This window comes from Luteimonas composti (genome assembly GCF_042678665.1).
Taxonomy (GTDB): domain Bacteria; phylum Pseudomonadota; class Gammaproteobacteria; order Xanthomonadales; family Xanthomonadaceae; genus Luteimonas; species Luteimonas composti.
In genome coordinates this window covers 295,786-319,691 of record NZ_JBHTKU010000001.1, presented here as the reverse complement: position 1 = coordinate 319,691, position 23,906 = coordinate 295,786, and the positions used below count along the sequence as shown (strand labels likewise).

Annotated in this window: 22 protein-coding genes, 1 tRNA gene and 1 pseudogene; 13 read left to right on the top strand and 11 right to left on the bottom strand. The window is 72.1% G+C overall.

Annotated elements, in window-relative coordinates; translation table 11 throughout:
* Positions 1–31 precede the first annotated feature (31 nt).
* The 5 genes from ACFQ2D_RS01465 to efp all read right to left on the bottom strand — a co-directional run bounded on the left by ACFQ2D_RS01465 (position 32) and on the right by efp (position 4,405).
* The gene (locus ACFQ2D_RS01465; protein ID WP_280941830.1) at positions 32–688 is read right to left on the bottom strand and encodes a phytoene/squalene synthase family protein; all 657 of its coding nucleotides are present in this window, start codon (positions 686–688) and stop codon (positions 32–34) included.
* A 111-nt stretch (positions 689–799) separates the two neighbouring features.
* Positions 800–1,486: a phosphoglycolate phosphatase gene (locus ACFQ2D_RS01460; protein ID WP_280941829.1), complete on the bottom strand. Its 687-nt coding sequence runs from the start codon at positions 1,484–1,486 to the stop codon at positions 800–802.
* Between the two features lie 3 nt (positions 1,487–1,489).
* Positions 1,490–2,203, bottom strand: coding sequence for a bifunctional 2-polyprenyl-6-hydroxyphenol methylase/3-demethylubiquinol 3-O-methyltransferase UbiG (gene ubiG, locus ACFQ2D_RS01455; RefSeq protein WP_280941828.1), 714 nt, complete (start codon positions 2,201–2,203; stop codon positions 1,490–1,492).
* A gap of 85 nt (positions 2,204–2,288) precedes the next feature.
* Positions 2,289–3,632 (bottom strand): TRZ/ATZ family hydrolase, encoded by a 1,344-nt coding sequence (locus ACFQ2D_RS01450; RefSeq protein ID WP_280941827.1) that lies wholly within the window; start codon positions 3,630–3,632, stop codon positions 2,289–2,291.
* 206 nt (positions 3,633–3,838) lie between these two features.
* The gene (efp, locus tag ACFQ2D_RS01445) at positions 3,839–4,405 is read right to left on the bottom strand and encodes an elongation factor P (RefSeq protein ID WP_280941826.1); all 567 of its coding nucleotides are present in this window, start codon (positions 4,403–4,405) and stop codon (positions 3,839–3,841) included.
* 86 nt (positions 4,406–4,491) lie between these two features.
* On the opposite strand from efp, the pseudogene epmB reads away from it, so the two are divergent.
* Positions 4,492–5,490 (top strand): annotated as a pseudogene (gene epmB, locus ACFQ2D_RS01440) (EF-P beta-lysylation protein EpmB); the annotation flags it as partial.
* A gap of 65 nt (positions 5,491–5,555) precedes the next feature.
* Complete coding sequence (locus tag ACFQ2D_RS01435) at positions 5,556–7,646, top strand: bifunctional diguanylate cyclase/phosphodiesterase (RefSeq protein ID WP_280941825.1); 2,091 nt, start codon at positions 5,556–5,558, stop codon at positions 7,644–7,646.
* Positions 7,647–7,727: 81 nt separating this feature from the next.
* Here the strand turns inward: ACFQ2D_RS01435 and htpX are convergent, their stop codons facing one another.
* The gene (gene htpX, locus ACFQ2D_RS01430; protein WP_280941824.1) at positions 7,728–8,627 is read right to left on the bottom strand and encodes a protease HtpX; all 900 of its coding nucleotides are present in this window, start codon (positions 8,625–8,627) and stop codon (positions 7,728–7,730) included.
* A 111-nt stretch (positions 8,628–8,738) separates the two neighbouring features.
* On the opposite strand from htpX, the gene gluQRS reads away from it, so the two are divergent.
* The 4 genes from gluQRS to phbB (ACFQ2D_RS01410) all read left to right on the top strand — a co-directional run bounded on the left by gluQRS (position 8,739) and on the right by phbB (ACFQ2D_RS01410) (position 11,996).
* Entirely contained in the window at positions 8,739–9,650 is a 912-nt protein-coding gene (gluQRS, locus tag ACFQ2D_RS01425) for a tRNA glutamyl-Q(34) synthetase GluQRS (protein ID WP_280941823.1), read from the top strand.
* A gap of 43 nt (positions 9,651–9,693) precedes the next feature.
* Positions 9,694–10,434: a beta-ketoacyl-ACP reductase gene (gene phbB / locus ACFQ2D_RS01420; protein ID WP_280941822.1), complete on the top strand. Its 741-nt coding sequence runs from the start codon at positions 9,694–9,696 to the stop codon at positions 10,432–10,434.
* 284 nt (positions 10,435–10,718) lie between these two features.
* Positions 10,719–11,192, top strand: a complete 474-nt coding sequence (gene phaR, locus ACFQ2D_RS01415) for a polyhydroxyalkanoate synthesis repressor PhaR (RefSeq protein ID WP_386795509.1) — start codon at positions 10,719–10,721, stop codon at positions 11,190–11,192.
* A gap of 63 nt (positions 11,193–11,255) precedes the next feature.
* Positions 11,256–11,996: an acetoacetyl-CoA reductase gene (phbB, locus tag ACFQ2D_RS01410; RefSeq protein WP_280941821.1), complete on the top strand. Its 741-nt coding sequence runs from the start codon at positions 11,256–11,258 to the stop codon at positions 11,994–11,996.
* A gap of 12 nt (positions 11,997–12,008) precedes the next feature.
* On the opposite strand, the gene ACFQ2D_RS01405 is transcribed toward phbB (ACFQ2D_RS01410), so the two are convergent.
* Positions 12,009–12,920 (bottom strand): M48 family metallopeptidase, encoded by a 912-nt coding sequence (locus tag ACFQ2D_RS01405; protein ID WP_280941820.1) that lies wholly within the window; start codon positions 12,918–12,920, stop codon positions 12,009–12,011.
* 28 nt (positions 12,921–12,948) lie between these two features.
* A complete protein-coding gene (locus ACFQ2D_RS01400) occupies positions 12,949–14,820 on the bottom strand; it encodes a formylglycine-generating enzyme family protein (RefSeq protein ID WP_280941819.1) in 1,872 nt (623 codons plus the stop codon).
* Between the two features lie 83 nt (positions 14,821–14,903).
* Here ACFQ2D_RS01400 and rnd point away from each other — a divergent pair, with 83 nt between their 5' ends.
* From rnd to chrA, 7 genes are all read left to right on the top strand, one after another.
* Complete coding sequence (gene rnd / locus ACFQ2D_RS01395) at positions 14,904–16,031, top strand: ribonuclease D (RefSeq protein ID WP_280941818.1); 1,128 nt, start codon at positions 14,904–14,906, stop codon at positions 16,029–16,031.
* Positions 16,032–16,044: 13 nt separating this feature from the next.
* Positions 16,045–16,120, top strand: a tRNA-Ala gene (locus ACFQ2D_RS01390).
* Between the two features lie 172 nt (positions 16,121–16,292).
* Positions 16,293–17,324, top strand: coding sequence for a patatin-like phospholipase family protein (locus tag ACFQ2D_RS01385; RefSeq protein WP_280941817.1), 1,032 nt, complete (start codon positions 16,293–16,295; stop codon positions 17,322–17,324).
* 156 nt (positions 17,325–17,480) lie between these two features.
* The gene (gene nirK / locus ACFQ2D_RS01380; protein ID WP_280941816.1) at positions 17,481–18,650 is read left to right on the top strand and encodes a copper-containing nitrite reductase; all 1,170 of its coding nucleotides are present in this window, start codon (positions 17,481–17,483) and stop codon (positions 18,648–18,650) included.
* Positions 18,651–18,888: 238 nt separating this feature from the next.
* On the top strand, positions 18,889–19,788 hold the full coding sequence (locus tag ACFQ2D_RS01375) for a pirin family protein (RefSeq protein ID WP_280941815.1): 900 nt from the start codon (positions 18,889–18,891) through the stop codon (positions 19,786–19,788).
* A gap of 31 nt (positions 19,789–19,819) precedes the next feature.
* Entirely contained in the window at positions 19,820–20,440 is a 621-nt protein-coding gene (locus ACFQ2D_RS01370; RefSeq protein WP_280941814.1) for a trimeric intracellular cation channel family protein, read from the top strand.
* Between the two features lie 21 nt (positions 20,441–20,461).
* The gene (gene chrA / locus ACFQ2D_RS01365) at positions 20,462–21,691 is read left to right on the top strand and encodes a chromate efflux transporter (RefSeq protein ID WP_280941813.1); all 1,230 of its coding nucleotides are present in this window, start codon (positions 20,462–20,464) and stop codon (positions 21,689–21,691) included.
* A gap of 10 nt (positions 21,692–21,701) precedes the next feature.
* Here chrA and ACFQ2D_RS01360 read toward each other — a convergent pair whose 3' ends face one another.
* The 3 genes from ACFQ2D_RS01360 to ACFQ2D_RS01350 all read right to left on the bottom strand — a co-directional run bounded on the left by ACFQ2D_RS01360 (position 21,702) and on the right by ACFQ2D_RS01350 (position 23,792).
* Positions 21,702–22,100, bottom strand: a complete 399-nt coding sequence (locus ACFQ2D_RS01360) for a SirB2 family protein (protein ID WP_280941812.1) — start codon at positions 22,098–22,100, stop codon at positions 21,702–21,704.
* A gap of 68 nt (positions 22,101–22,168) precedes the next feature.
* The gene (locus ACFQ2D_RS01355) at positions 22,169–23,392 is read right to left on the bottom strand and encodes an NnrS family protein (RefSeq protein WP_280941811.1); all 1,224 of its coding nucleotides are present in this window, start codon (positions 23,390–23,392) and stop codon (positions 22,169–22,171) included.
* A gap of 151 nt (positions 23,393–23,543) precedes the next feature.
* On the bottom strand, positions 23,544–23,792 hold the full coding sequence (locus tag ACFQ2D_RS01350) for a DUF6522 family protein (RefSeq protein ID WP_280941810.1): 249 nt from the start codon (positions 23,790–23,792) through the stop codon (positions 23,544–23,546).
* Between the last annotated feature and the right edge of the window lie 114 nt (positions 23,793–23,906).

The window sequence follows — 23,906 nt, the reverse complement described above, 5'->3', positions numbered from 1 at the left end:
CCGTCGGCGCCCGCGCAACGCTGCGTTGTGGTCAGCCGCGGCGGGCCGCGCGCCACCCCGACAGCAGCAGGCCCAGGCTGGCCGGGCGCGCCTGCGCCTGCCCGCGCGCGCGTTGCGACAAGCGAGCACGCAGCGCCACCTGCTGCAGGCGCCGCGGACGGCTCAACCCGCCTGCCGGGGGTGTGGGCGGCGCGACTGCCGCGCCCGACTCGCCCTGGACCAGGCTGCGGGTGGCCTGCAGGTCGGCGGCCACGGCGGCGATGGCGGTCGCGTCCGGCGTCGCACCTCCGAACAGCGCCGCCTCGCAGGCGAGCACGGCGGCGCCGAAACGCTCGATGGCCTCCCGGCCATCGCCCTCGCCCGCCGTGCGCGTGGCCGGCAGCGCCGCCAGCGCGCGGCCCAGCGTGTCCCAGGGCGCCGCCAGTCGCTGCAGGGCCTGGCCCAGCGGATGCCGGCGGGCACCCTTGCTCCAGCCCAGGAGTTCCTCCTGCCACCAGGCCAGCTTGGCCAGCCCGGGGGTCGGGTCGGCGCCGGCCCAGGCCGCGTCGCCCAGTTCCTGCAGCAGGGTCAGCCATGCCGCGACCGTCCCGCGCTGCGGCGCCGGCACGAAGACCGAAAGCAGCTCCCATTCCGGCCAGCGCGCACGCCACTTGTCGAGGAAACTGTCGAGCGAATCGGACTCGTTCATCGCGTCATTGTAGGCGGCGCTGTCCGCGCGTCCGTCGTCGCGACCTGCCGGCGCCCTGCCCGGCCCACGCTGCCCGCGTCGCCCGGCAGGGACTGCGGCCGCGTCTGAACGCTAGGCGCGCAGCGGCCAGGCGGCGGGATCGAGGAGCGCCTGCGGCGCATGCACCATCACGTCGCCCTGCCAGGCGGCGGGGTCGTCGTCGTCCAGGCGGTATCCCCAGAGCGCGACCACCGAGGGCATTCCGGCCGCGCGCGCGGCATCGATGTCGCGGCGATCGTCGCCCACGTAGGCGCAGTCGCCCGGCGCGATGCCGATCGCGTCGGCGGCGTGCAGCAGCGGCAGCGGATGGGGCTTGCGCTCGGCCAGGCTGTCGCCGCCCACCAGCACGCCGCTGCGGCGGTCCCAGCCCAGCATCGGCAGCAGGTCGCGCGCCAGGCCCTCGGGCTTGTTGGTGACGATGCCCCAGCGCACCCCGTCGGCCTCGAGCGCGGCCAGCATCGCTTCGATGCCGTCGAAGGGACGCCCGTGCCGGCCCAGCTCCTCGCGGTAGAACGCCAGGAATTCGGGCACGAGCCCGGGCACGTCCTCGGCCCGCACGTCGGGAAACGCCACCGCGGCCATCGCGCGCGCGCCGCGCGAGACGTGCGGACGGATCGCGTCGAGCGTCATCGGCGCCCTGCCACGCGCCTGGCGCATGCGGTTGACCGTGGCGAGCATGTCCGGGGCGCTGTCGAGCAGGGTCCCGTCCAGGTCGAACAGGACCCCGCGCGGGAAACGGCGCGGGTTGGCGCTGCGCATGGATCAGGCCTTGAGCGCGCAGGCCAGGTAGTTCACGTCGGTGCGCGACACCACGCGCGCCGCGTTGCGCCACGGCTCGTAGCGCAGGCCGCTGACGTCCTCCAGCTCCAGGCCGGCCGCGCGCAGCCACCCCGCGAGTTCGGAGGGACGGATGAACTCGCTGTAGTGGTGGGTGCCGGTGGGCAGCAGCCGGGCGATGTATTCGGCGCCGACGATCGCCAGCGCGAACGCGGCGGGCGTGCGGTTGATGGTCGACACGAACAGGCGCCCGCCCGGGCGCAGCAGGGTCGCGCAGGCGGCGAGGATCGCGCCCGGATCGGGGACGTGCTCGAGCATTTCCATGCAGGTGACCACGTCGAAGCTGCCCGGCTCGGCGCTCGCCAGCGCTTCGACGGACTGCACCCGGTAGTCGACCTCCACGCCCGATTCCAGCGCATGCAGGCGCGCGACCTTCACCAGTTCCGGGGCAAGGTCGAGGGCGGTCACCTTCGCGCCGGCCTGGGCCATCGCCTCGCTCAGCAGTCCGCCGCCGCAGCCCACGTCGAGCACGCGGCTGCCGGCCAGCGGCGCGCGCGCGGCCACGTAACCCAGGCGCGCGGGATTGAGCGCGTGCAGCGGCTTCTGCGGGCCGCCCGGGTCCCACCAGCGGTTGGCGAGGGCGGCGAAGCGGTCCAGTTCGGCCTGGTGGAAGTTGGAGGCGGCGGAGGCAGGGCTCATGGCGTCGTTCTCGGTATGACGTGGTGCCGGCCCGGGCCGGCGCTGCGCCGCGAGGCCCGCGGCGCGGAGGATCAGGTGCAGCCGCTCAGCCGACCCGGATGCCGGCGATCCTGTCGCGCCACTGGCGGGCGTTGGCGACGATCGCATCGGCATCCATGTCGACCAGCTGGCGCCCGCGCAGCTTCGCGCGGCCCGCGATCCAGACATCGTCCACCTGGTGGCGGCCGGTGGCGTACACCAGCTGCGAGACCACGTGGTGCAGCGGCTGGGTCTCGAGCGCCGACAGGTCCACGCAGGCCAGGTCGGCCTGCTTGCCCGGCTCGATCGAGCCGACCAGGTGGTCGAAGCCGATCGCCCTCGCCCCGCCCAGGGTGGCGGCGCGCAGCGCGGTGAAGGCATCGAGCGCGGCCGCATCCCCGGCCACGGCCTTGGCCAGGATCGCGGCGGTGCGGGTCTCGCCGAACATGTCCAGGTCGTTGTTGCTGGCCACGCCGTCGGTGCCGATGGCCAGGTTCACGCCCGCCCGCTCGAGCGCGCAGGCCGGGCAGAAGCCCGAGGCGAGCTTGAGGTTGGATTCGGGGCAGTGCACCACGCTCACCCCGCGCTCGGCGCAGAGGTGGATCTCGGACTCGGTGAGCTGGGTCATGTGCACCGCGATCAGGCGGTCGTTGACCAGGCCCAGCCGGTCCAGGCGCGCGATCGGGCGCTGGCCGTGCTCCTTCAGCGACTGCTCCACCTCCTGCGCGGTCTCGTGCAGGTGCAGGTGCACGGGCAGGTCGAGCTGGTCGGCGAGCATGCGCACGCGTTCGAAGTTGGCGTCGTTCACGGTGTACGGCGCATGCGGCGCGAATGCGGTGGCCACCAGCGGATCGTCGCGCCACTGGTCGTGGACGGCTCCCGCCTTGTCGAAATACTCGTCGTCGCTGGCCGCCCAGGCGGTGGGGAAATCGATCACCGGCAGCCCGATCCGCGCGCGGAAGCCGTGCCTGCGGTAGGTCGCGGCCTGCACGTCGGGGAAGAAATAGTTCTCGTTGACGCAGGTGACGCCGCCGCGCAGCAGCTCGGCGATGGCCAGGGTCACGCCGTCCTCGACGAAGGCCGGGCTCATCACCGCGCCCTCGATCGGCCAGATGTGCTTCTGCAGCCAGACCTTGAGCGGCAGGTCGTCGGCGATCCCGCGCAGCAGGGTCATCGGATTGTGCGTATGCGCGTTGACCAGGCCGGGGATCAGCGCGCCGTCCGGACGCGAGACGGTCTCGCGGGCCTCGAAGCGGCCGCGCGCCTCGGCGGTCGGCAGCACGGCGAGGATCCGGCCGTCGCGCACGGCGACGGCGTGGTCCTCGAGGACGAGGCCATGCGGCTCGACGGGAACGACGTAGCCGGCTTCGATCAACAGGTCGCAGGTCTGGGGCGGGAGCGTTTGCGTCATGCCCACATTCTGACAGGTCGAATCGGACGGCGCGTTGACGGTGCGATGGCGACCATGCGCCTCGCGTGCGATCCGATCGCGGGTGCCCCTGCATGGTCCAGAGGCCAGCCAGCCCGCACGCCGGCAGGAGTGCCGGGCTGGCCAGCACACCCGCGCCGTCGGCGCGGGGCGCTGCAGGCGGCGCCCGCAGCGCCGCCCCCGGGGACTTACTTGACGCGGCTGACGTATTCGCCCGAACGCGTGTCGACCTTGATCACTTCCTCCTGGCCCACGAACAGCGGCACGCGGACCACGGCGCCGGTCTCCAGGGTGGCCGGCTTGCCGCCGCTGCCGGAGGTGTCGCCGCGCACGCCGGGGTCGGTCTCGGTGATCTTGAGTTCGACGAAGTTCGGCGGGGTCACCATGATCGGCGTGCCGTTCCAGAGCGTGACCACGCAGGTCTCCTCGCCCTTGAGCCACTTCTCGGCGCCGCCCATGCCGGCCTGGTCGGCCTGCACCTGCTCGAAGTTCTCCGGGTTCATGAAATGCCAGTATTCCCCGTCGCTGTACAGGTACTGCATGTCGGTATCGACGACGTCGGCGGCCTCGACCGAGTCGGTCGACTTCATGGTGATTTCCTGCACGCGTCCGGTCTTGATCAGGCGGTAGCGCACGCGGGTGAAGGCCTGGCCCTTGCCGGGCTTGACGTAGTCGGTCTCGGTGATGATCGCCGGTTCGTTGTTGACCAGGATCTTCTGGCCGTTCTTGACGTCGTTCATGCCCAAACTGGCCATGGGGTCTCCTGCTTGGCCGCGCGCCGGCGGCTAGAATGATGGAATCGGGACACCCGGCGACGCCGGGCGAGGAATACGGACCGCTCATGATAACTGCTGCCCCCACCCGGCTGCAGCCGCAGGGCTGGCAGCAGGCATGGCGCGAGGCCATCCGCGACCCGCGCGAGCTGCTCGAACTGCTGGGCCTGCAGGGCCTGCTGGCCGCCTCGGACGGGGCTGCGGCGAGCTTCGCGCTGCGCGTGCCGCGGGGTTTCGCCGCGCGCATGCGGCCGGGCGATCCCCACGATCCGCTGCTGCGCCAGGTGCTGCCGCTGGACGAGGAACTGCGCCCGGCCCCCGGTTTCGACCTCGATGCGGTGGGCGATGCCGCGGCCGGGGCCGGCCAGGGCGTACTGCACAAGTACGCCGGGCGCGCCCTGCTGGTGGCCACCGGCAGCTGCGCGGTGAACTGCCGCTACTGCTTCCGCCGCCACTTCCCCTATGCCGAACAGAGCGCGGCGGCGGGCGGCTGGCGAGCCGCGGTCGAGACGATCGCGGCCGACGACACGCTGCACGAGGTGATCCTGTCGGGCGGCGACCCGCTGTCGCTGGCCACGCCCAAGCTGGCCGACCTCACCGCCGCCCTGGCCGGCATCGCGCACGTGCGCCGCCTGCGCATCCACACGCGACTGCCGGTGGTGCTGCCCGAGCGGGTGGACGAGGCCCTGGTGGCCTGGCTGGCCGCCCTGCCCTGGCCGGTGGCGGTGGTGGTCCACGCCAACCACGCCAACGAGTTCGACGCCTCCGTCGACGCGGCGATGGGCCGGCTGCGGGCGGCCGGCGCCACGCTGCTCAACCAGGCGGTGCTGCTGCGCGGCGTCAACGACCGCCTCGAGGCGCAGGTCGCCCTGCACGAGCGCGGCTTCGCCGCCGGCGTGCTGCCCTACTACCTGCACCAGCTCGACCGCGTCGCCGGCGCGGCCCATTTCGAAGTGCCGGACGCCGAGGCGCTGGCCCTGCATGCGGCGATGCGCGCGCGGCTGCCGGGCTACCTGCTGCCGCGGCTGGTGCGCGAGGTGGCCGGCGATGCATCCAAGCGCCCGATGGGGTCCGCGGCGATGGACGCAGGCGGGCCGGCGTGGCATAACGCGCCGGACGGGGGAGGACACGCATGTCGATGAAGCAAGACAACGCCTTGCGCCTGCTGATCGTGGACGATCGGGTCGAGGACGCGGAGGCGCTGGTCAGCGGCCTGCGCAACGCCGGCATCGCCGTGCGCCCGGTGCGCGCGGCCAGCGCCGAGGAACTCTCCGCCGCCCTCGCCGGCCCGGCCGACCTGGTCCTGGCGGCGTTTTCCGCCCAGTCCCTGCCCTTCGCCGAGGCCGCGCACCTGGTGGCCAGCTGCGGCAAGGACCTGCCTCTGGTCGCCATCGCCGACCAGCTCGACGAGGCCCTGTACGACGCCGCGCTGACCGCCGGCGCGCGCGCCGTGGCGGTCCGCCACCGCCCGCAGCAGGTGCTGTCGCAGGTGCGCAACGAGTGGGCCGACCTCGACGCCCGCCGCGCGCAGCGCCGGCTGGAGGCGCGGGTCCGCGAGACCGAGCGCCGCTGCGATTCGCTGATCGAGTCCTCGCGCGACCCGATCGCCTACATCCACGAAGGCATGCACATCCGCGCCAACGCCGCCTACCTGGAGATGTTCGGCTACGGGGACTTCGAGGACATCGAGGGCATGTCGCTGCTTGACATGATCGCCCCGCAGCACGTCGAGGGCTTCAAGCAGCTGCTCAAGTCGATGGCCAAGGGCGAGGCGCCGCCGCCGCGCTACGAGGTCGAGGCGCGCGACCTGGAGGGCAACGCCTTCCCCGCCTCGATGGAGTTCACCCAGGCGCAGTACGAGGGCGAAGCCTGCCTGCAGGTGGTGTTCCGCCGCCAGGAGTTCGATCCCGAACTGGCCCAGGAACTCGAGGAACTGCGCCAGCGCGACCAGGTCACCGGCCTGCTCAACCGCCCGACCTTCCTGCGCTCGCTCGAGGACGCGGTGGACGACGCCGGCCAGAACAACGGCCAGCACGGCCTGCTGATGATCGAGCCCGACCACTACCACCGGCTGCTGCAGGACATCGGCCTGGAGGCGGCGGACGCGCTGCTGGCCTCGATCGGCCAGCGCCTGCAGGCGTTGCTGCAGCAGGGCGACCTGGCCGGGCGCGCGGTGGCCGCCCGCTTCTCCGAGCACACCCTCGCGGTCCTGCTGCGAGGCAGCGACTACGCGGGCACCTGTGCGCTGGCCGAGCGCATCCTGGCCGCCTTCGCCGCCGACGTGTTCCAGATCGGGGCGCGCTCGAGCGTGATCACGCCGAGCATCGGCGGCGTCCAGATCGGCGAGAAGATCGCCAGCGTCTCGCAGGTGCTGGCCAAGGCCGCCCAGGGCGTGGAGTCGTCCAGCGGCGTGGGCGGCAACCGCTTCGAGGTCTTCGACCCGGCCGCGGTCGACCGCGCCGAGGAAGAGCACGTGCGCGCCTGGGTGGCGCGCCTGCGCGAGGCGCTGGACAACGGGCGCTTCGTGCTGCACTACCAGCCGGTGATCAACCTGCAGGGCGACACCGGCGCCACCTACGAGGCGCTGATGCGCCTGGACCCGGGCGACGGCCAGCTGATCGCGCCCACCAGCTTCCTGCAGATCGCCGAGGAGCACGACCTGCTGGGCGAGATCGACCGCGCGGTGCTCGGCCAGGCGATCGCCGCCATCGGCCAGCGCCTGGCGGACAACCGGCCCACCACCCTGGTGGTCAAGGTCAGCCAGGCGGCGCTGGACGATCCGCAGCTGGCCGAGTTCATCGGCCAGCAACTGCAGGCGCATGGCGTGCCGGGCGAGTACCTGGTGCTGCAGTTGCCCGAGGCCAAGGTGTTCACCCACCTCAAGGCCACCCAGGCCTTCGCCGAAGCGATCGGCCGCTTCGACTGCCGGCTGTCGCTGGAGCAGTTCGGCATGGGCCTGGATTCGTTCCAGCTGCTGGCGCACCTCAAGCCGAACCTGCTCAAGATCGACCGCAGCTTCATCGAGGACCTGCCGCGCAGCGCCGAGAGCCAGACCCGGGTGCGCGAGATCGCCAACCGCGCGCGCGAGCTGGGCATCCGCACCATCGCCGAGCACGTGCAGGACGCGGCCAGCATGTCGATCCTGTTCTCCTCGGGCGTGGACTACGTGCAGGGCTACTTCCTGGCCACGCCCGGCCCGACGATGAACTACGACTTCGAATAGGCGCGGCACGGGTTCCGCATGAAGGAAAGGCGCCGGTCTCCCGGCGCCTTTCTTCCCGACCTGGCCGCAGCGGCCGCGGCGCTAGACCGCGATGCCTTCGCGCAGCGCCTCGGGCGGCGCGTTGCGCAGGGCGGCGATGCGCTCCTCCAGCGGCGGATGGCTCAGCAGCAGGCGGCGCAGGCCGAAGCCCATCGCACCGCTGATGCCGAAGGCCGCGATCTGCTTGGGCAGCGTGTTGGCGCCCTGGTTCTGGGCAAGCCGCTGCAGCGCGGCGATCATCTTCTCGCGCCCCGCCAGCGCGGCGCCGCCGGCGTCGGCGCGGAACTCGCGATGGCGCGAGAACCACATCGCGATCATGCTGGCGAACAGGCCGAACACCATGTCCAGCACGAACACCACGGCGAAATAGCCGAGCCCGCCGCCGCCGTTGTCGCGACCGCCATTGAGGTAGCCGTCGACCACCCGGCCGACCACGCGCGCCAGCACGATCACGAAGGTATTCAGCACGCCCTGCAGCAGGGCCATGGTGACCATGTCGCCATTGGCCACGTGCGCCACTTCGTGGGCGAGCACCGCCTCGGCCTCGTCCTTGTCCATCGAGCGCAGCAGGCCGGTGGAGACCGCCACCAGGGCGTTGTTGCGGTTGGCGCCGGTGGCGAAGGCGTTGATCTCCGGCGCGTCGTAGATGGCCACCTCGGGCATGCCGATGCCGGCCGCATCGGCCTGGCGGCGGACCGTATCCACCAGCCAGCGCTCGACCTCGTTGCGCGGCTGTTCGATGACATGCGCGCCGCTGAAGCGCTTGGCGGTCCACTTCGACATCAACAGCGAGATCAGCGAGCCGCCGAAGCCGAACAGCGCGGCCATGACCAGCAGTCCGCCGAAGGTGGACGGGTTCACGCCGAAGATCGACATGACGATGCTGACCAGGGCCAGCACCGCGAGATTGGTGAGCAGGAACAGGGTGATGCGCTTGAACATGGGTGGTCTTCCAGGGCCGGCGTCGTCGGGCGCCGGTCGTCGGGATCGATTATGGTGCACGACCCCGGATTTCAAGTCGTGGATCGAACCGCGCGCGCGACCCGTTCAGCCATGCCCCACCCGACCGACTACCGCGGCCGCTTCGCGCCATCGCCCACCGGCGCGCTGCACTTCGGCTCGCTGGTGGCCGCGCTCGGCAGCTGGCTGGTGGCGCGCCATGCCGGTGGCGAGTGGCTGGTGCGGGTGGAAGACCTCGATCCGCCGCGCGAGGTCCCCGGTGCCGCACAGGCGCAGTTGCGTACGCTGGAGCACTTCGGACTCCACGCCGACGGCGCGATCGTGCGGCAGAGCGAGCGCGGCCATCTCTACCAGGCCGCGCTCGACCGGCTTCTCGCCAGCGGCGACGCCTTCGCCTGCCACTGCAGCCGCGGCGCGCTGGCCGCCAGCGGCGGCATCCATCGTCGCTGCGTGCCCGGCGCGCGCCGCCACGATCCGGCGATCCGGCTGCGCGTGCCCGACCGCGCGGTGATCGCGTTCGACGACCCGGTGCACGGGCGCATCGAACAGGACGTGGCGACCGGGGTCGGCGATTTCGTCCTGCGTCGCGCCGACGGCCCCTGGGCTTACCAGCTGGCGGTGGTCGTCGACGATGCCGACCAGGGCATCACCCAGGTGGTCCGTGGCGCCGACCTGCTGGACTCGACCCCGCGCCAGATCCTGCTGCAGCAGCGTCTGGGCCTGCCCACGCCGGCCTACCTGCATCTGCCCCTGGTGCTGGACGGGGACGGGCGCAAGCTCTCCAAGTCGCAGGCGGCGCTGCCGGTGGACGACCACGCACCGATGCCCGCGCTCGTCGCGGCCTGGCGCGTCCTCGGCCAGGACGCGCGGGCGGTGGCGGAGGCCGCAACGCCGGAACGGTTTCTCGCCCTGGCCTTGCCCGCCTTCGAGCCTGGCCGGATTCCCCGAGGACCGGTCGCCCTTCGCGCCGCGATGCACAACACGGGTGCCATCGACGCAGACTAGACTGGACCCGGTGCCGCGAGGGCGGCGGAAGAGGACGATGCACATGGCGACACGCGTGGCTCTGGTGACCGGCGGAACGGGGGGGATTGGCACGGCGATCTGCAAGAAGCTTGCGGACCAGGGCCACAAGGTGGCGACCAACTACCGCAACGAGGAGAAGGCCCGCGCCTGGCAGGCGCAGATGCAGGCCGAGGGTTACAGCTTCACCCTGGTCAAGGGCGACGTCACTTCGCCGGAGGAAGCCGAGCGCATGGTGCGCGAGGTCGAGCAGCAGCTCGGCCCGATCGAGATCCTGGTCAACAACGCCGGCATCACCCGCGACGGCACCTTCCACAAGATGAAGGCCGATCAGTGGAACGACGTCATCAACACCAACCTCAACTCGGTGTTCAACGTCACCCGCCCGGTGATCGACGGCATGCGCGAGCGCAAGTGGGGCCGGATCATCCAGATCAGCTCGATCAACGGCCTCAAGGGCCAGTACGGCCAGGCCAACTACGCCGCGGCCAAGGCCGGCATGCACGGCTTCACCATTTCGCTGGCGCGCGAGAACGCCAAGCTCGGCATCACCGTCAACACGGTCTCGCCCGGCTACGTCGCCACCGACATGGTGATGGCGGTGCCGGAGGAAGTGCGCGCCAAGATCGCGGCCGACATCCCCACCGGCCGCCTGGGCAAGCCCGAGGAGATCGCCTATGCGGTCGCCTTCCTGGTCGACGAGCAGGCCGCCTGGATCACCGGCTCCAACCTGGACATCAACGGCGGCCACCACATGGGCTGGTGAGCCGCGCCGCGTGCGCGGAGGCGGCCCCCGCTTCCGCGCGCGGCGCAGTGCCGGGCGGGTCTCTCCCCCCGCACCGCCGGGTTTGCCCGGTCCGCTCCGGACGCCGGACCTTCCCTTCCAGGCATCGGACCCGGCGCCTGCTCCCGCACAACGGCGGGGATGCGTTCGATGGCGGGCACCGCGACCCGGAAACGCGGCGGCCGCGCCGGCCGGCGACCGCCGGCTTGCAAGCCCTGCTGCGCTGCGCCATGCTGCGAGGCACCAATCCTTCGAGCAATTGCTCCATGGCCTCGACCCGGATCATCAAGAAGTATCCCAACCGTCGTCTCTACGACACCGAGATCTCCAGCTACATCACCATCGAGGATGTGCGCCAGCTGATCGTCGACGGCGAGGAATTCGAGGTCCGCGACGCCAAGTCCGGGGAGGACCTGACCCGGTCGGTGCTGCTGCAGATCATCGCCGAGCACGAGTCCGACGGCGAACCCGTGCTCTCGACCCAGCTGCTGAGCCAGATCATCCGCTTCTACGGCGATTCGATGCAGGGCTTCATGGGCAGCTACCTGGAGCGGTCGATGCAGATCTTCCTGGACCAGCAGCAGCAGTTCCGCCAGCAGATGGGCGGGATGCTCGGCCAGACGCCGTGGGCGCTGATGAACCAGCTCACCGAGCGCAACATGGAAATGTGGAAGGAATTCCAGAAGAACCTCACCGGCAGCGTCGGCCAGAAGCCCGGCGCGGAGCGTCGCGGCCGCTGACCGCGGCCTCCCGCGCGGCGCGCATCGCGTCGCCCTGCGTCCCATCTTTTCCCGAAAGATCGAATGAACAATCGCGTGGCCGTCGTGACCGGCGGCATCGGCGGGCTCGGCTCTGCCATCTGCATCCAGCTCGCCCGCGCCGGGCGCCGCGTGATCGCGGCCGACCTCCACGGCAATCCCGAACGCGTGGCGCGCTTCGAGCGCGAGGTCGACGGCCTCGACATCCGCTTCGCGCCGCTGGACGCGTCCGACTTCGATGCCTGCGCGGCCTTCGTCGCCGGGGTGGAGCAGGCGCACGGCTCGCTCGATGTGCTGGTCAACGCCGCCGGCATCACCCGCGACGCCACCCTGCGCAAGATGGACCGTGCGCAGTGGGACGCGGTGCTGTCGGTCAACCTCGACAGCGTGTTCAACCTGTGCCGGCACGCGGTCGAGGGCATGATGGCGCGCGGCTTCGGCCGCATCGTCAACATCAGTTCGGTCAACGGCCAGACCGGCCAGTTCGGCCAGACCAACTATTCCGCGGCCAAGGCCGGCATGCACGGCTTCACCATGGCGCTGGCGCGCGAGGTCGCGCGCAAGGGCGTGACGGTGAACTCGGTCTCGCCGGGCTACTGCGAGACCGCGCTGGTCGCGGCGATCCCGGAAGACATCCGCCAGGGCATCGTCGACCGCGTGCCGGTGGGGCGCCTCGGCCAGCCGTCGGAGATCGCGCGGACGGTCGAGTTCCTCGCCGCGGACGAGGCCGGCTACATCACCGGCGCCAATATTCCGGTCAACGGCGGCCTGTACATGGGCTTCTGAGCGCGGGGGCGCTCAGGGCTGCCCGCCCGCACCCTGTCCGCAGAAGCGTTCGCGGTACTGCAGCGCCTTGGGCATCAGCGCCTGCAGGTTGGCGATGCGCGTGCCCGGGTTGGGATGGGTCGAGGAGAACTCCGGCGGCGCCTGGCCGCCGCTGGCCTCGCTCATGCGCTCCCACAGCGGCACCGCCTCCTGGGGATCGAAGCAGGCGGCCGCGGCCAGCATCAGCCCCACCTCGTCGGCCTGGGTCTCGTGCTTGCGCGCATAGGGCAGCAGGTAACCGTAGCCCATCGCGGCCATGATCATCTGCTGCTGCTGCGGGTCCATGCCGCTCATCGCGCCGGCCATCTGGCCAACCTGGCTGAGCTTCTGCTGGGCCATGCGCTGCGCGCCGTGGCGCAGCAGCGCATGCGCGATCTCGTGGCCCATCACCACCGCCATCGCGTTCTCGTTGCGCGCCACTGGCACCAGGCCGGTGTAGACCGCCATCTTGCCGCCGGGCAGGCAGAACGCATTGGCCTGGTCGGACTCGATGACGTTGACCTCCCACTGGAAGCTCTGCGAGAAGGTCGGGGCGGGCTGGCCGTTCTCGGCGGCGAGCGCTTGCTCCACCTCGGTGACCTTCGCCACCAGGCGTTCGGCGATGCCGCGCACCTGGCGCGCGATCGGCGAGTCGGGATCCACCGGCCGCTCCTGGCTCAGGATCTCCTCGTAGGCCTGCAGACCCAGCGCCTTCTCGTCCTCGATCGACAGGTTGCGGTCGATCAGCACCGACTCGCCGGTGACCGGGTCCACCGACTGGTTGGAGAACCAGTAATACGCGCCATAGCCGGCGAACAGCAGCAGGATGATGAAACGCGGGTTGATCCCGCGCCTGCCGCCGGACGGCTGTTGCCGGTAGCGCCCACCGAACGGATCACGTCGCATCGCCGCCCCCTCCTGACCTTCCTCGACCCTAGAGATCCCGTACCACGCGGAAGCCCAGCCGCGCGTTGGTGGTGTCCACCGACGCGGGCGCACGCCAGGCCGAACGCGTCTGCGCGGGCGAACTGGCCCAGGACCCGCCGCGGATCACCTGGTCGCGGCAGCCCGGATTGATCCAGGCCGAACCGTCGCCCGGGGCGCGGCGGTAGCCATCATGCCAGCAGTCGGCCACCCATTCGCTGACGTTGCCCGAGAGGTCGTGAAGCCCCCATGCATTCGGCTCCATGCTGCCCACCGGGGCCGGCCCCCAGTGGCCGTCGCCATAGCCCCGGAAGGCGTTGGCCCAGCTGCGGCCGGCCGGCGAGCGGTCCAGCCCGCCGGTGGTGTTGGCGATCCGCGGCGGCGGTTCGCCGCTGCCCCAGGGATAGCGCCCGGTACTGCCGGCGCGCAGCGCGTACTCGAACTCGGCTTCGCTGGGCAGGCGGTAGCGGCGCCCGGTCTGCGCGGACAGCCATTCCACGTAGGCCTGCGCGTCGCGCGCGCTCACGTGCACCACCGGCAGGCCGTCGTCGGCGGGACGGCCGAGGTAGTCGGTATGCCAGTCGGCGCCACTGCGCCGCACGAAGTTGTTGCTGCGCTCGTCGTAGACCATCGAGAAGCCGCGGCGCGAGGCGCGCGTGCGGTGTCCGGTGGCGGCGATGAAGCGGCGGAACTGGCCGACGGTGATCTCCCGGATCGACATGCCGAAGCCGCGGCCGAAGCGGATCGGATGCGCCGGCCGCTCGAAGTCGCTGGCGTCGCGCTCGCCGGGCGGCGCGCCCATGGTGAAGGCGCCATGCGGCACCACCGCCATCTGCGGCCCGCGGCCGCCGGTCTGCAGCGCGTCGGTGAACACCTGCCCCGGCGCGTACAGTCCGTAGTGCACGGCCAGGTCGATGCGCTCGCGCAGTTCGGTCGCCGCCGGGTCGCCGGGACGGGCGATGCGCAGCAGTTCGGCCAGGTGGCGGCGGGCCAGGTCGATGCCGCCGAACCTCGGCAACGCCCCGATGCCGAGGTCGCGCAGGCGCGCGATGCGCGTGGCGCGGATCGTGGCCACGCGCTCGCGGGCATCGGCGACGGTCTCGATGCCGTCGTCCGGCCGCACCTCGTTGGCATGGGCGAGCCAGCGCGCGGCCGCATCGAAGTCGGCGTTCTCGGCGGCGTCCTCGGCACGACGGATCAGCGCGCTTTCCACCGCCGCAAGTCCCTGCCGCGCGCGCGGCTGGTCCGGCAGCAGCTCCAGCGCGGCGCGGAATTCCGCCAGCGCGCCGCCGCCCTCCTCGCCCAGCGCGCCTTCGGCCAGCGCCTGCTCGCCGGCCAGGTTCAGCGTGGACACGCGCTCGGCCAGGTCGACCCGGCCGAGGAAGGCCTGCACCGCCTCGTCGCGGGGATCGATCGCGCGCAGCACGGTCGCCAGCAGCAGCGCTTCGCGCAGCGCCTGGTCGTCGTCGCCGGCGCGGGCCAGGGCCGCGTCGCCGTCGCGCAGCAGCAGGCGCAGCGCGCGCGCCAGCCCGGCCTTCGCGAAGCGGGCGTGTTCGGGCAGCGTGGACAGCGCCAGGTAGATCGGTACCGCGGAATCGGCATCTTCGTAGAGCCGTCCTTCGGCGAGCGCCGCAGTGGCACGTTCGCGCAGTGCGGCCGCATCGCCGCCATCCAGGTCGACCGCGGGCGGGCGCCAGGTCAGGCTGGCCGCATCGCGGTCGTCGCCGCTGACGACCACGCTGCCGCTGGCCACGGCCGCGTCGGCAGTTGCGCCGCCGGCTGCATCCGGCGCGTCGCCGTCGCGCGCGCAACCGGCGCACAGCGCGGCGCCGAGCGCGCACGCAATCCAGGCCCAGCGCAATCGGGACTTGCTCGACGACATCGGCGCCAGATTAAGCGATCGCGGCAGGAGGCGCGAAGCCGCGCCATTGCCACGCCGGGTCGCGCGCCGGTAGGCTGCCGGCCATGTCGTCTTCGCCACACTGGGTCGCGGACCCTGCCGTCCTCCGCACGCACCTCGCCGCCGCAAACGCCCGCGTCGCCGTGGATACCGAGTTCATCCGCGAGCGCACCTACTGGCCGCAGCTCTCGCTGGTGCAGGTGGCGATCGAGGTGCCGGGCGCGCCGGAGCCGGACATCGTGCTGGCGGACATGCTGGTCGAGGGCATGGCCGGCGCGCTGGCGCCGCTGCTCGAAGACCGCGCCGTCATCAAGATCATGCACAGCGCCAGCGAGGACCTGGTGGCGCTGCGCCAGGCCTGCGGCGTGGTCCCCGACCCGCTGTTCGACACCCAGATCGCCGCCGCGCTGGCCGGCGTCGGCGCCGGCCTCGGCTACCAGCGGATGGTGCAGGAACTGCTGGGTATCGCCGTGGACAAGGGCGAAACCCGCTCGGACTGGCTGAAGCGGCCGCTCTCGGCCTCGCAGCTGGCCTATGCCGCCGACGACGTGCGCCACCTGTTCGCCGTGCACGACGCGCTGGATGCGAAGCTGCGCACGCTCGGGCGGATGGACTGGTTTTCCGAGGACTGCGCGCGGATGGTCGAGGCTGCGCGGCGCGACGAATCCGAGCGCTGGCCGCACCTGTCCCAGCGCGCCGCGCAGTTCCTCGACGTGGACGGCCAGCGACGCCTGCTGCGGCTGCTGCGCTGGCGCGAACAGCAGGCCCGGCGCAGCGACCGGCCGCGCAGCTGGGTCCTGGACAGCGACCTGGCCGCCCTGCTCGCCCGCGAGGCGCCGGGCGACGCCGCCGCGCTCGACCGCCTGTTCGCCGCCCACCCGAAGGCGCCGCGCAAGCTGGCCGGGGCGGTGCTCGCGGCGCTGCACACGCCGCTGGACGACGAGGCCGACGCCCCCGCGCCGCGCACCACCGAGCGCGACCGCAAGGCGCTGCGGCGCCTGCAGGATGCGGTCGCGGCGCGCAGCGGCGAACTGGGCCTGCCCGATGGCGTGCTCGCCTCGCGTCGCTGGCTGGAGACCCTGCTCGACGGCGAGGACTGGCCCGGCATGCTGTCCGGATGGCGCCGGTCCGAACTCGAACCGGTGCTGGCGCCGCTGCTGGCCGTTGGCAGCGAGGCCGAGGCTCCCCTATAATGCGCTGCCTCGTGGGGCCATAGCTCAGCTGGGAGAGCGCGTCGTTCGCAATGACGAGGTCGGGAGTTCGATCCTCCCTGGCTCCACCACTCGATACAGAAGAAGGCCGGGAAACCGGCCTTTTTCTTTGCCTGCGGATCGGGACGCCCGTGGCGCCGCCGCTTCAGCCGGCGACAGGCCGGCGGCCGATATGCTCGCCGCACCGGGCCACGGAACGCAGGACGCGCTGCCGGCCCGATCCCCTCCCCCCGCCGCCCGCCCATGAACCGCGCCCGCCTCCGCTTTCTCCCCGCCGCCCTGCTGGGCCTGCTCGTCGCCGCGTGCGGCGGCGGCCAGGCGGTGCGCGACGCACCCGCTGCGGCGCCCCCGCCGGCGACCGCCCCCGCGCCACCGCCGCTGCGGATCGGACTGGCGCTGGGCGGCGGCGCGGCCAAGGGCTTCGCCCACATCGGCGCGATCAAGATGCTCGAGGCCAACGGCATCCGCGCCCACGTGGTGGCCGGCACCAGCGCCGGCAGCGTGGTCGGCGCGATGTACGCCAGCGGCATGGACGCGTTCGAGATGCAGCGCCGGGCCGCGGCGCTGGACGAATCGAGCCTGCGCGACGTGCGCCTGTTCGCCGGTGGCCTGGTCCAGGGCCAGGCGCTGCAGGACTACGTCAACCGCGAGGTCGGCGGCAAGCCGATCGAGCGACTGGCCAAGCCTTTCGCCGCCGTCGCCACGCGCCTGGACACCGGCGACCGCGTCGTGTTCGTGCGCGGCAACACCGGCCAGGCGGTGCGCGCCTCGAGCAGCGTGCCCGGCGTGTTCGAGCCCACCCGGATCGGCGAGCGCAGCTACGTCGACGGCGGGGTGGTCAGCCCGGTGCCGGTGGACGCTGCGCGCCAGCTCGGCGCCGACCTCGTCATCGCCGTGGACATCTCCAGCAAGGCCGGCGGCACCACGCCGACGGCGCTGGCCGGCATCGTCAACCAGTCGATCACGATCATGGGCCAGACCCTGGGTCGCCAGGAGCTGGCGCGCGCGGACGTGGTGATCCGGCCGCAGGTCAACGACATCGGCCCGGTCAGCTTCGAGCAGCGCAACGCGGCGATCCTCGAGGGCGAGCGTGCGGCGCTGGCCGCGCTGCCGGCGATCCGCGAGGCCATCTCCGCCGCGGAACGGTCGCGCCGCGACGTGGCCGCACGCCGCAGGGCCGAGGCCGAAGCCGCGCGGGCTCCGCCCGACATCGACTGCGGCGACAGCTGGGTGCGCCGCCTCAACCCGTTCGCCAGGGACCGTCCCTGCGGCTGAGCATCGCCCGCGCTTGATCCATGTCAAGCCGGAGGCAATCGGCCCCACAAACGCGCCATACGCAGGCGTGCGGTTGATTTCAATCAAATGCAGGCGGGCGTCCGGCCGCCACGATATCCCCGAACCCCAACAACGCGGATATCGAGGAAGACCCTCATGAAACTCCTGCATACCAGTGTCCTGGCTTCGGCCCTCGTCCTGGCGCTCGGCGCCAGCGTCCCCAACCCCGCACAGGCGGTCGACGCGCTGGAGCTGGTCAACGCGACGCTGGACCAGGCTTCGGACCTGGCCGCCCTGCCCCGTCAGCAGGTCACCCTGGTGCGTCCGCCCTTCGTGCACGAGCACGACCAGGTCGCCAAGGGCGGCCCGAAGGTGGTGCAGTTCACCCTGCCCATCGTCGAGAAGGAAATCGTGATCGACGGCGAGGGCACCAAGATGCACGCGATGACCTTCGGCGGCTCGATCCCGGGCCCGCTGATGGTGGTGCACGAGGGCGACTACGTCGAGGTGACGCTGGTGAATCCGGCCACCAACACGATGCCGCACAACATCGACTTCCACGCCGCCACCGGCGCGCTGGGCGGCGGCGACCTGACGGTGATCCAGCCTGGCGAGGAAGTGACGCTGCGCTGGAAGGCCACGCGCGCGGGCACCTTCGTGTACCACTGCGCCCCCGGCGGCCCGATGACGCCCTGGCACGTGGTGGCCGGCATGCACGGCACGATCATGGTGCTGCCGCGCGAAGGCCTGACCGACGGCAACGGCAAGTCCCTGAAGTACGACCGCGCCTACTACATCGGCGAAACCGAGTTCTACATTCCGCGCGACGCCGATGGCAAGTTCAAGTCCTACGCGTCGCACGCCGAGTCGCTGCCCGATACCCTCGATGCGATGCGCAGCCTCACGCCCTCGCACGTGGTGTTCAACGGCGCGGTCGGGGCGCTGGCCGGCGAGAACGCGATGACCTCGAAGGTCGGCGAGACGGTGCTGCTGGTGCACTCGCAGGCCAACCGCGACACGCGCCCGCACCTGATCGGCGGCCACGGCGACTACGTCTGGGAAGAAGGCAAGTTCGCCAACGCCCCGCTCAAGGACCTGGAGACCTGGTTCATCCGCGGTGGCTCGGCGGGCGCGGCGCTCTACACCTTCCACCAGCCGGGCCTGCACGTCTATCTCAACCACAACCTGATCGAGGCGGTGCTGCTCGGTGCGGCGGCGCACATCAAGGTCGAAGGCGACAAGTGGAACCACGACCTGATGACCACGCCCTCGCCGGTCGGTGCGATCAAGCCCGACACCGACCTCTCCCTCCCGGTCGGCAAGTAATTACGGCGCACTCCCCGGTGCCGTTCGGCCACTCCCGGTTCGCCGGGGGTGGCCTTTTTTCTGCGGGCTGCGGACGTGGCGGCGCGGCGCTTCGGGCCGCGATCCGCGTCGCCGGCCCTGCAGCGCCTCGACACCGCGCCGGTGGCGGAAACCAGTGTCCCGTCAGGACCTTGCCTCGCCCCCGCCCGCAGCTGCGATGATGCGCCTTCCGCTTCCGCGGCCTGCAGGAGGCACGCGCATGATCGAACTCGTCATTCCGCAACGCTCGCGCGACCTGGGCAGTTTCGAGGTCGGCCGGGTGCTGCCATTCGCGCGCCGGCGCATGGTCGGCCCCTACATCTTCTTCGACCGCATGGGCCCGAAGCTGCTCGAGCCGGGCCTGTCGCGCGAGGCCGACGTGCGTCCGCATCCGCACATCGGCCTGTCCACCATCACCTACCTGTTCGACGGCGAGATCACGCATCGCGACAGCGTCGGCTCCGAGCAGCCGATCCGCCCGGGCGAGGTCAACTGGATGACGGCCGGTCGCGGCATCACCCATTCCGAGCGCTTCGAGCGCCTGCGCGAACGGGGCGGCCCGATGGACGGCATCCAGGCCTGGGTGGCGTTGCCCGAGGAGCGCGAGGAAACCGATCCCGGGTTCTGGCATTACGAGGCCGGCGCCCTGCCCGCCTTCGCCGAAGGTGGCGTGTCCGGACGGCTGATCGCGGGTCGACTGGGCGGCCTCGAATCGCCGGTGCGGGTGGACTCGCCGCAGTTCTACCTGCACTGGACGCTGCGCGCCGGCGCCCGCACCTCGCTGCCGGCCGAGTATCCGCAGCGCGCGGTCTACGTGGCGCGCGGCAGCGTGGAGATCGCCGGCCAGCGCGTGGACACCGGCAGCATGGCGGTGCTGCTGCCCGGCGACGCGGCCACGATCGAGGCGTTGGATGACGCGGTGCTGATGGCGCTGGGCGGCGAACCGGTGGGGCCGCGCTACATCGACTGGAACTTCGTCTCGTCCTCGAAGGAGCGCATCGACCAGGCGCGCGCGGACTGGGCCGCCGGCCGGATGAAGCTGCCCGACCTGGACGACGGCGAATTCATCCCGCTGCCGCCGCAGCCGCCGGGCATGCGCGAACCGGAACCGATGTCGTGAGCGGCGGCGACAGCGGCGGAAGGCGACGGCCATGACCGCCACCTTCGTCGTCCTGATCGACTTCCTCGGCACCTTCGCCTTTGCGATCAGCGGCGGCCTGGTGGCCGTGCGCCACCGGCTGGACCTGTTCGGCGTGCTGGTGCTGTCGTTCGCCGCGGCCACCGCCGGCGGCATCATCCGCGACGTGCTGCTGGGCCTGGTGCCGGCCTCGGTGGTGGACTGGCGCTACCTGGCGGTGTCGGTGGCGGCGGGCCTGGTCACCTTCTGGTGGCACGACGTGGTGGAGCGGCTGCGCAATCCGGTGCAGATCTCCGACGCGATCGGCCTGTCGCTGTTTGCCGTGCTCGGCGCCGGCAAGGCCCTGGCGTCGGGGCTGGGGCCGACCGGCGCGGTGATGCTCGGCATCCTGTCCGGCGTCGGCGGCGGCATCGTGCGCGACGTCCTGGTCGCCACGATCCCGGGCGTGCTGCAGCGCGAGCTGTACGCGGTCGCCGCCTTCGTCGGCGCGCTCGTGGTCGTGCTCGGCGATGCGCTGTCGCTGCCGCCGGCGCCGGTCGCGGTCGGCGGCGCGGTGGCCTGCTTCGTGCTGCGCTGGCTGGCGATCCGCCGCGGCTGGCGGCTGCCGCAGCCGCGCAGCCGCGAGGTGCCATGACGATCCAGGCGCGAGTACGCCATGGCGCCCGCCCCTGATCCGCAGGACTGCGTCGCACGCGGCTCGGCGCGCGAGGTGTTCGCCAGCTTCCTGCGGCTGGGACTGACTTCGTTCGGCGGACCGGTCGCGCACCTGGGCTATCTGCGCCGCGAATGCGTGGACCGGCGCGGCTGGCTGGACGATGCACGCTTCGCCCAGCTGGTGGCGCTGTGCCAGTTCCTGCCCGGCCCGGCCAGCAGCCAGCTGGGTTTCGCGATCGGCCTGCAGCGCGCGGGCTGGCGCGGCGGCGTGGCGGCCTTCGTCGGATTCACCCTGCCCTCCGCCCTGCTCATGGCCGGCTTCGCGCTGCTGCTGCCGTCACTGTCGCAGCAGGACTGGCTGGTGCCGGCGCTGCACGGGCTGAAGCTGCTCGCGGTGGCGGTGGTCGCCCATGGCCTGGCCGGGATGGCGCGGACGCTGACGCCGGACGCACGACGGATCGGCATCGCGTTTGCGGCTGCGGTGCTGGCCATCGCCGTGCCCGGCGGACTCTGGCCGCAGCTGGCGGCGATTGCCTTCGGCGCCGCCGCAGGCCTGTTGCTGTGTCGTGCCCCGGACCCCGCGACCACCGGGGCCGCCGTTGCTCCGCCTGCACGTGCGCGCGCGGTGCCATGGCTGCTGGCGATGTGGGTGTGCCTGCTGGCGTTCGCGCTCGCGCACCCGCCGGGCAGCGTGCCGGATGCGCGTTCCACGTTCGCGGCCTTCTATCGCGCAGGCTCGCTGGTGTTCGGGGGCGGCCATGTCGTGCTGCCGCTCCTGCACGAGGCGGTGGTCGCGCCCGGCTGGCTGGAGGCCGACCGTTTCCTGGCCGGGTACGGCGCCAGCCAGGCGGTGCCAGGCCCGATGTTCACGATTTCGGCCTTCCTCGGCGCCAGCCTGCCGGGCGCCGGGCCCGGCGGCGCCGGCGCGGCGATCGCGCTGGCCGCCATCTTCCTGCCCGGCCTGCTGCTGGTCGCGGCGCTGCTGCCGCTGCAGGCGCGGCTGATGGCGGTACCCTCCGCGGCGCGCGTGGTCGCGGGCATCAATGCCGCGGTGGTCGGCCTGCTGGCCGCGGCGCTGTACGACCCGCTGTGGCGCGAGGGCGTCCGCGGCCCCATCGACCTGCTGGTGGCGACGGTCGCCCTGGTCCTGCTGGCGAGCGGGCGGGTGCCGGTGCTGCTGGTGGTGGCCTGGTGCGTGCTGGCCGCGCTGGGACGCGCGACATTGGCCTGACCGGCAGCGCTCAACCGAGCAGGTAAAGGGCGCCGAGCGGATGGTGGGTGCGGGCGATGAAGTACACCTGCGCGAACACCAGCAGGGCCGCCACGTAGCAGGCCGCGCGCGTCCCGCGGGTCCGGCCCCGGCGCAGGGCGAACACGCCCAGCACCACGTAGGCCACGATCAGCGCCACCTTCACCGCCAGCCAGCCATTGGCGTACAGCCCGGCCGGCAGGATGGTGAGCAGCATCAGCGCCGCGGTGAGCAGCGCGGTGTCGATCGCGTAGCTCAGGTAGCGCAGCGGCGCGGCATTGGCCCAGCGCACGCCGAGGAGCAGCAGCAGGCCGCGCAGCGCGAACAACGAGCCGCTGAGCAGGGCCAGGCCGATGTGGGCGTGCTTGATCTGGGGATAGAACTCGATCATCCGGGAACCTCGGGAGAAAAACGGACGTTGTCGGTCGACGGACGCGCAAGGATAGACGCGCGCGCATCTCAGCCTGGCTTGCCGTCGGCGCGCGGCGACAGGTAGATCCTGCCGATGCGCAGCACCCACGGCGCCAGCACCAGCAGCCAGCCCAGCGCCGCGGCCGCCTGCCAGGCCAGCGTGTCCGGCGCCAGTTCGGCGGCGATGCGCGTCGCCGCCACCAGCTGGATGCCGACGAAGGCGAACCAGGCCAGGACGTACATCTTCAGCGGCCGCCCGGAATGGCCCTGGGTGACGCGGCTGACCATCGCCACCAGCACGCTGCCGAACAGGCCGATGAACAGCGCATGCGCCGGCGCCCGCCCCAGCGCGAACACCCCCGACTGCAGGTAGAGCAGGCTCTGCAGCGCATACAGCGCGAATGCGACCGGCCACCACAGCAGGCCCACGAACAGCACGTTCAGCAGTCCCGGCGCGCTGCGGCGCGGCCACCAGCGCCACAGCGCGTAGAGCGCGAGCAGCAGCGCCGGCACGTCGGCCAGCCACAGCCAACCGTAGGCGTGCGCCAGCTCCAGCGCCAGGTGGGCCATCGCCAGCGCCCAGACCGCGGCCAGCAGCCACATCGGCCGCCAGGCCACGTAGCCAGGCACCACGTTGCCGGCGAAGAACGGGAACATGCGGTGCGCCACCGTGAGATAGACCGGCAGCAGCAGGCCGAACGTGCCGAGCTTGATCGACACGAACACCCACCACGGCGAGCCGCCGAGCAGGAACGCACCGAAGCACAGCACGCCCGCCAGGCCGAGGAGCATCGCGGCCAGGCACGAACGCGCGTGCCAGGTCTTGCCGCGTTCCGCCCGCAGCAGGCGCGCGAGGATCCACACGCCCGCGCTCCAGCCGGCGATGGTCATGAACAGGCCTACGACCAGCGCCACCTCCAGGCCCAGTGCGCCCAACAGCATCGCCGCCTGCCCACCGAACATGCCCACGCCCACCGGCACGTAGCGCCAGCGCGGGATGTCGGGCAGTCCCAGCCAGCGCGGGAACACGGTCAGCAGGAAGCCGAAGAAGAAGCTGGGCAGCACCTGGTACTGCATGACGAAGGCATGCAGCCAGCCGGGGAAGGTGGACGCCTGCGGCAGCTGCAGCAGGCCGGGCCAGCGCTGCGCGGCGAGCCACGCGGCCCACCACGCCATGGCCAGCAGCAGGTTGCCGGCGCCGATGAAGAACATCAGCCGGTGCGGGGCCACGGCCAGCAGGCCGGGCGAAGGAGCGGTCGCGGATCTGGTCATGGGCGCCATGGTGGCGAACGCGGTCGCTGTTGCCCATGACGCAGGTCAAGCGGCGACTGGACGACGGTCCGCCGACGCTGGCGCTGATCGAGCGGCGGGATGCGCGCCGCGAAGCCGCCCGGGTGTCGCAGCTGCGGCCGTCCCCGCCGTTTCAGCGATCCGTTACCGGCGTACCGCTCGCGTCGACCACCAGGCGCGCGCGCCGGTCGCCGTAGTAGAAGCTGGCGCGGTAGAGGCCCGCGTCCTCGCCCACGCCGCGCTCGCACAGCGTCGAGATCCGGCCCTGCTCCATCAGCCGCCGGAACTCCGCGACCTCCAGGTCCAGCGCCAGCGCCACCAGCGCGCCGTCGATCTCGATCTGCGGGTTGAGGGCGATGCCGATGCGCCTGCCCGTGTCCATGCCTGCTCCTGTTTTTCCGTCTTCGCCGACCGGGGCGCCGATCTCCCGCCGCATCACGCACCAGGGCCCGGCATCCACTCGGGGATGCCGGACCCGTGCTTTCAGGCGGCGAGC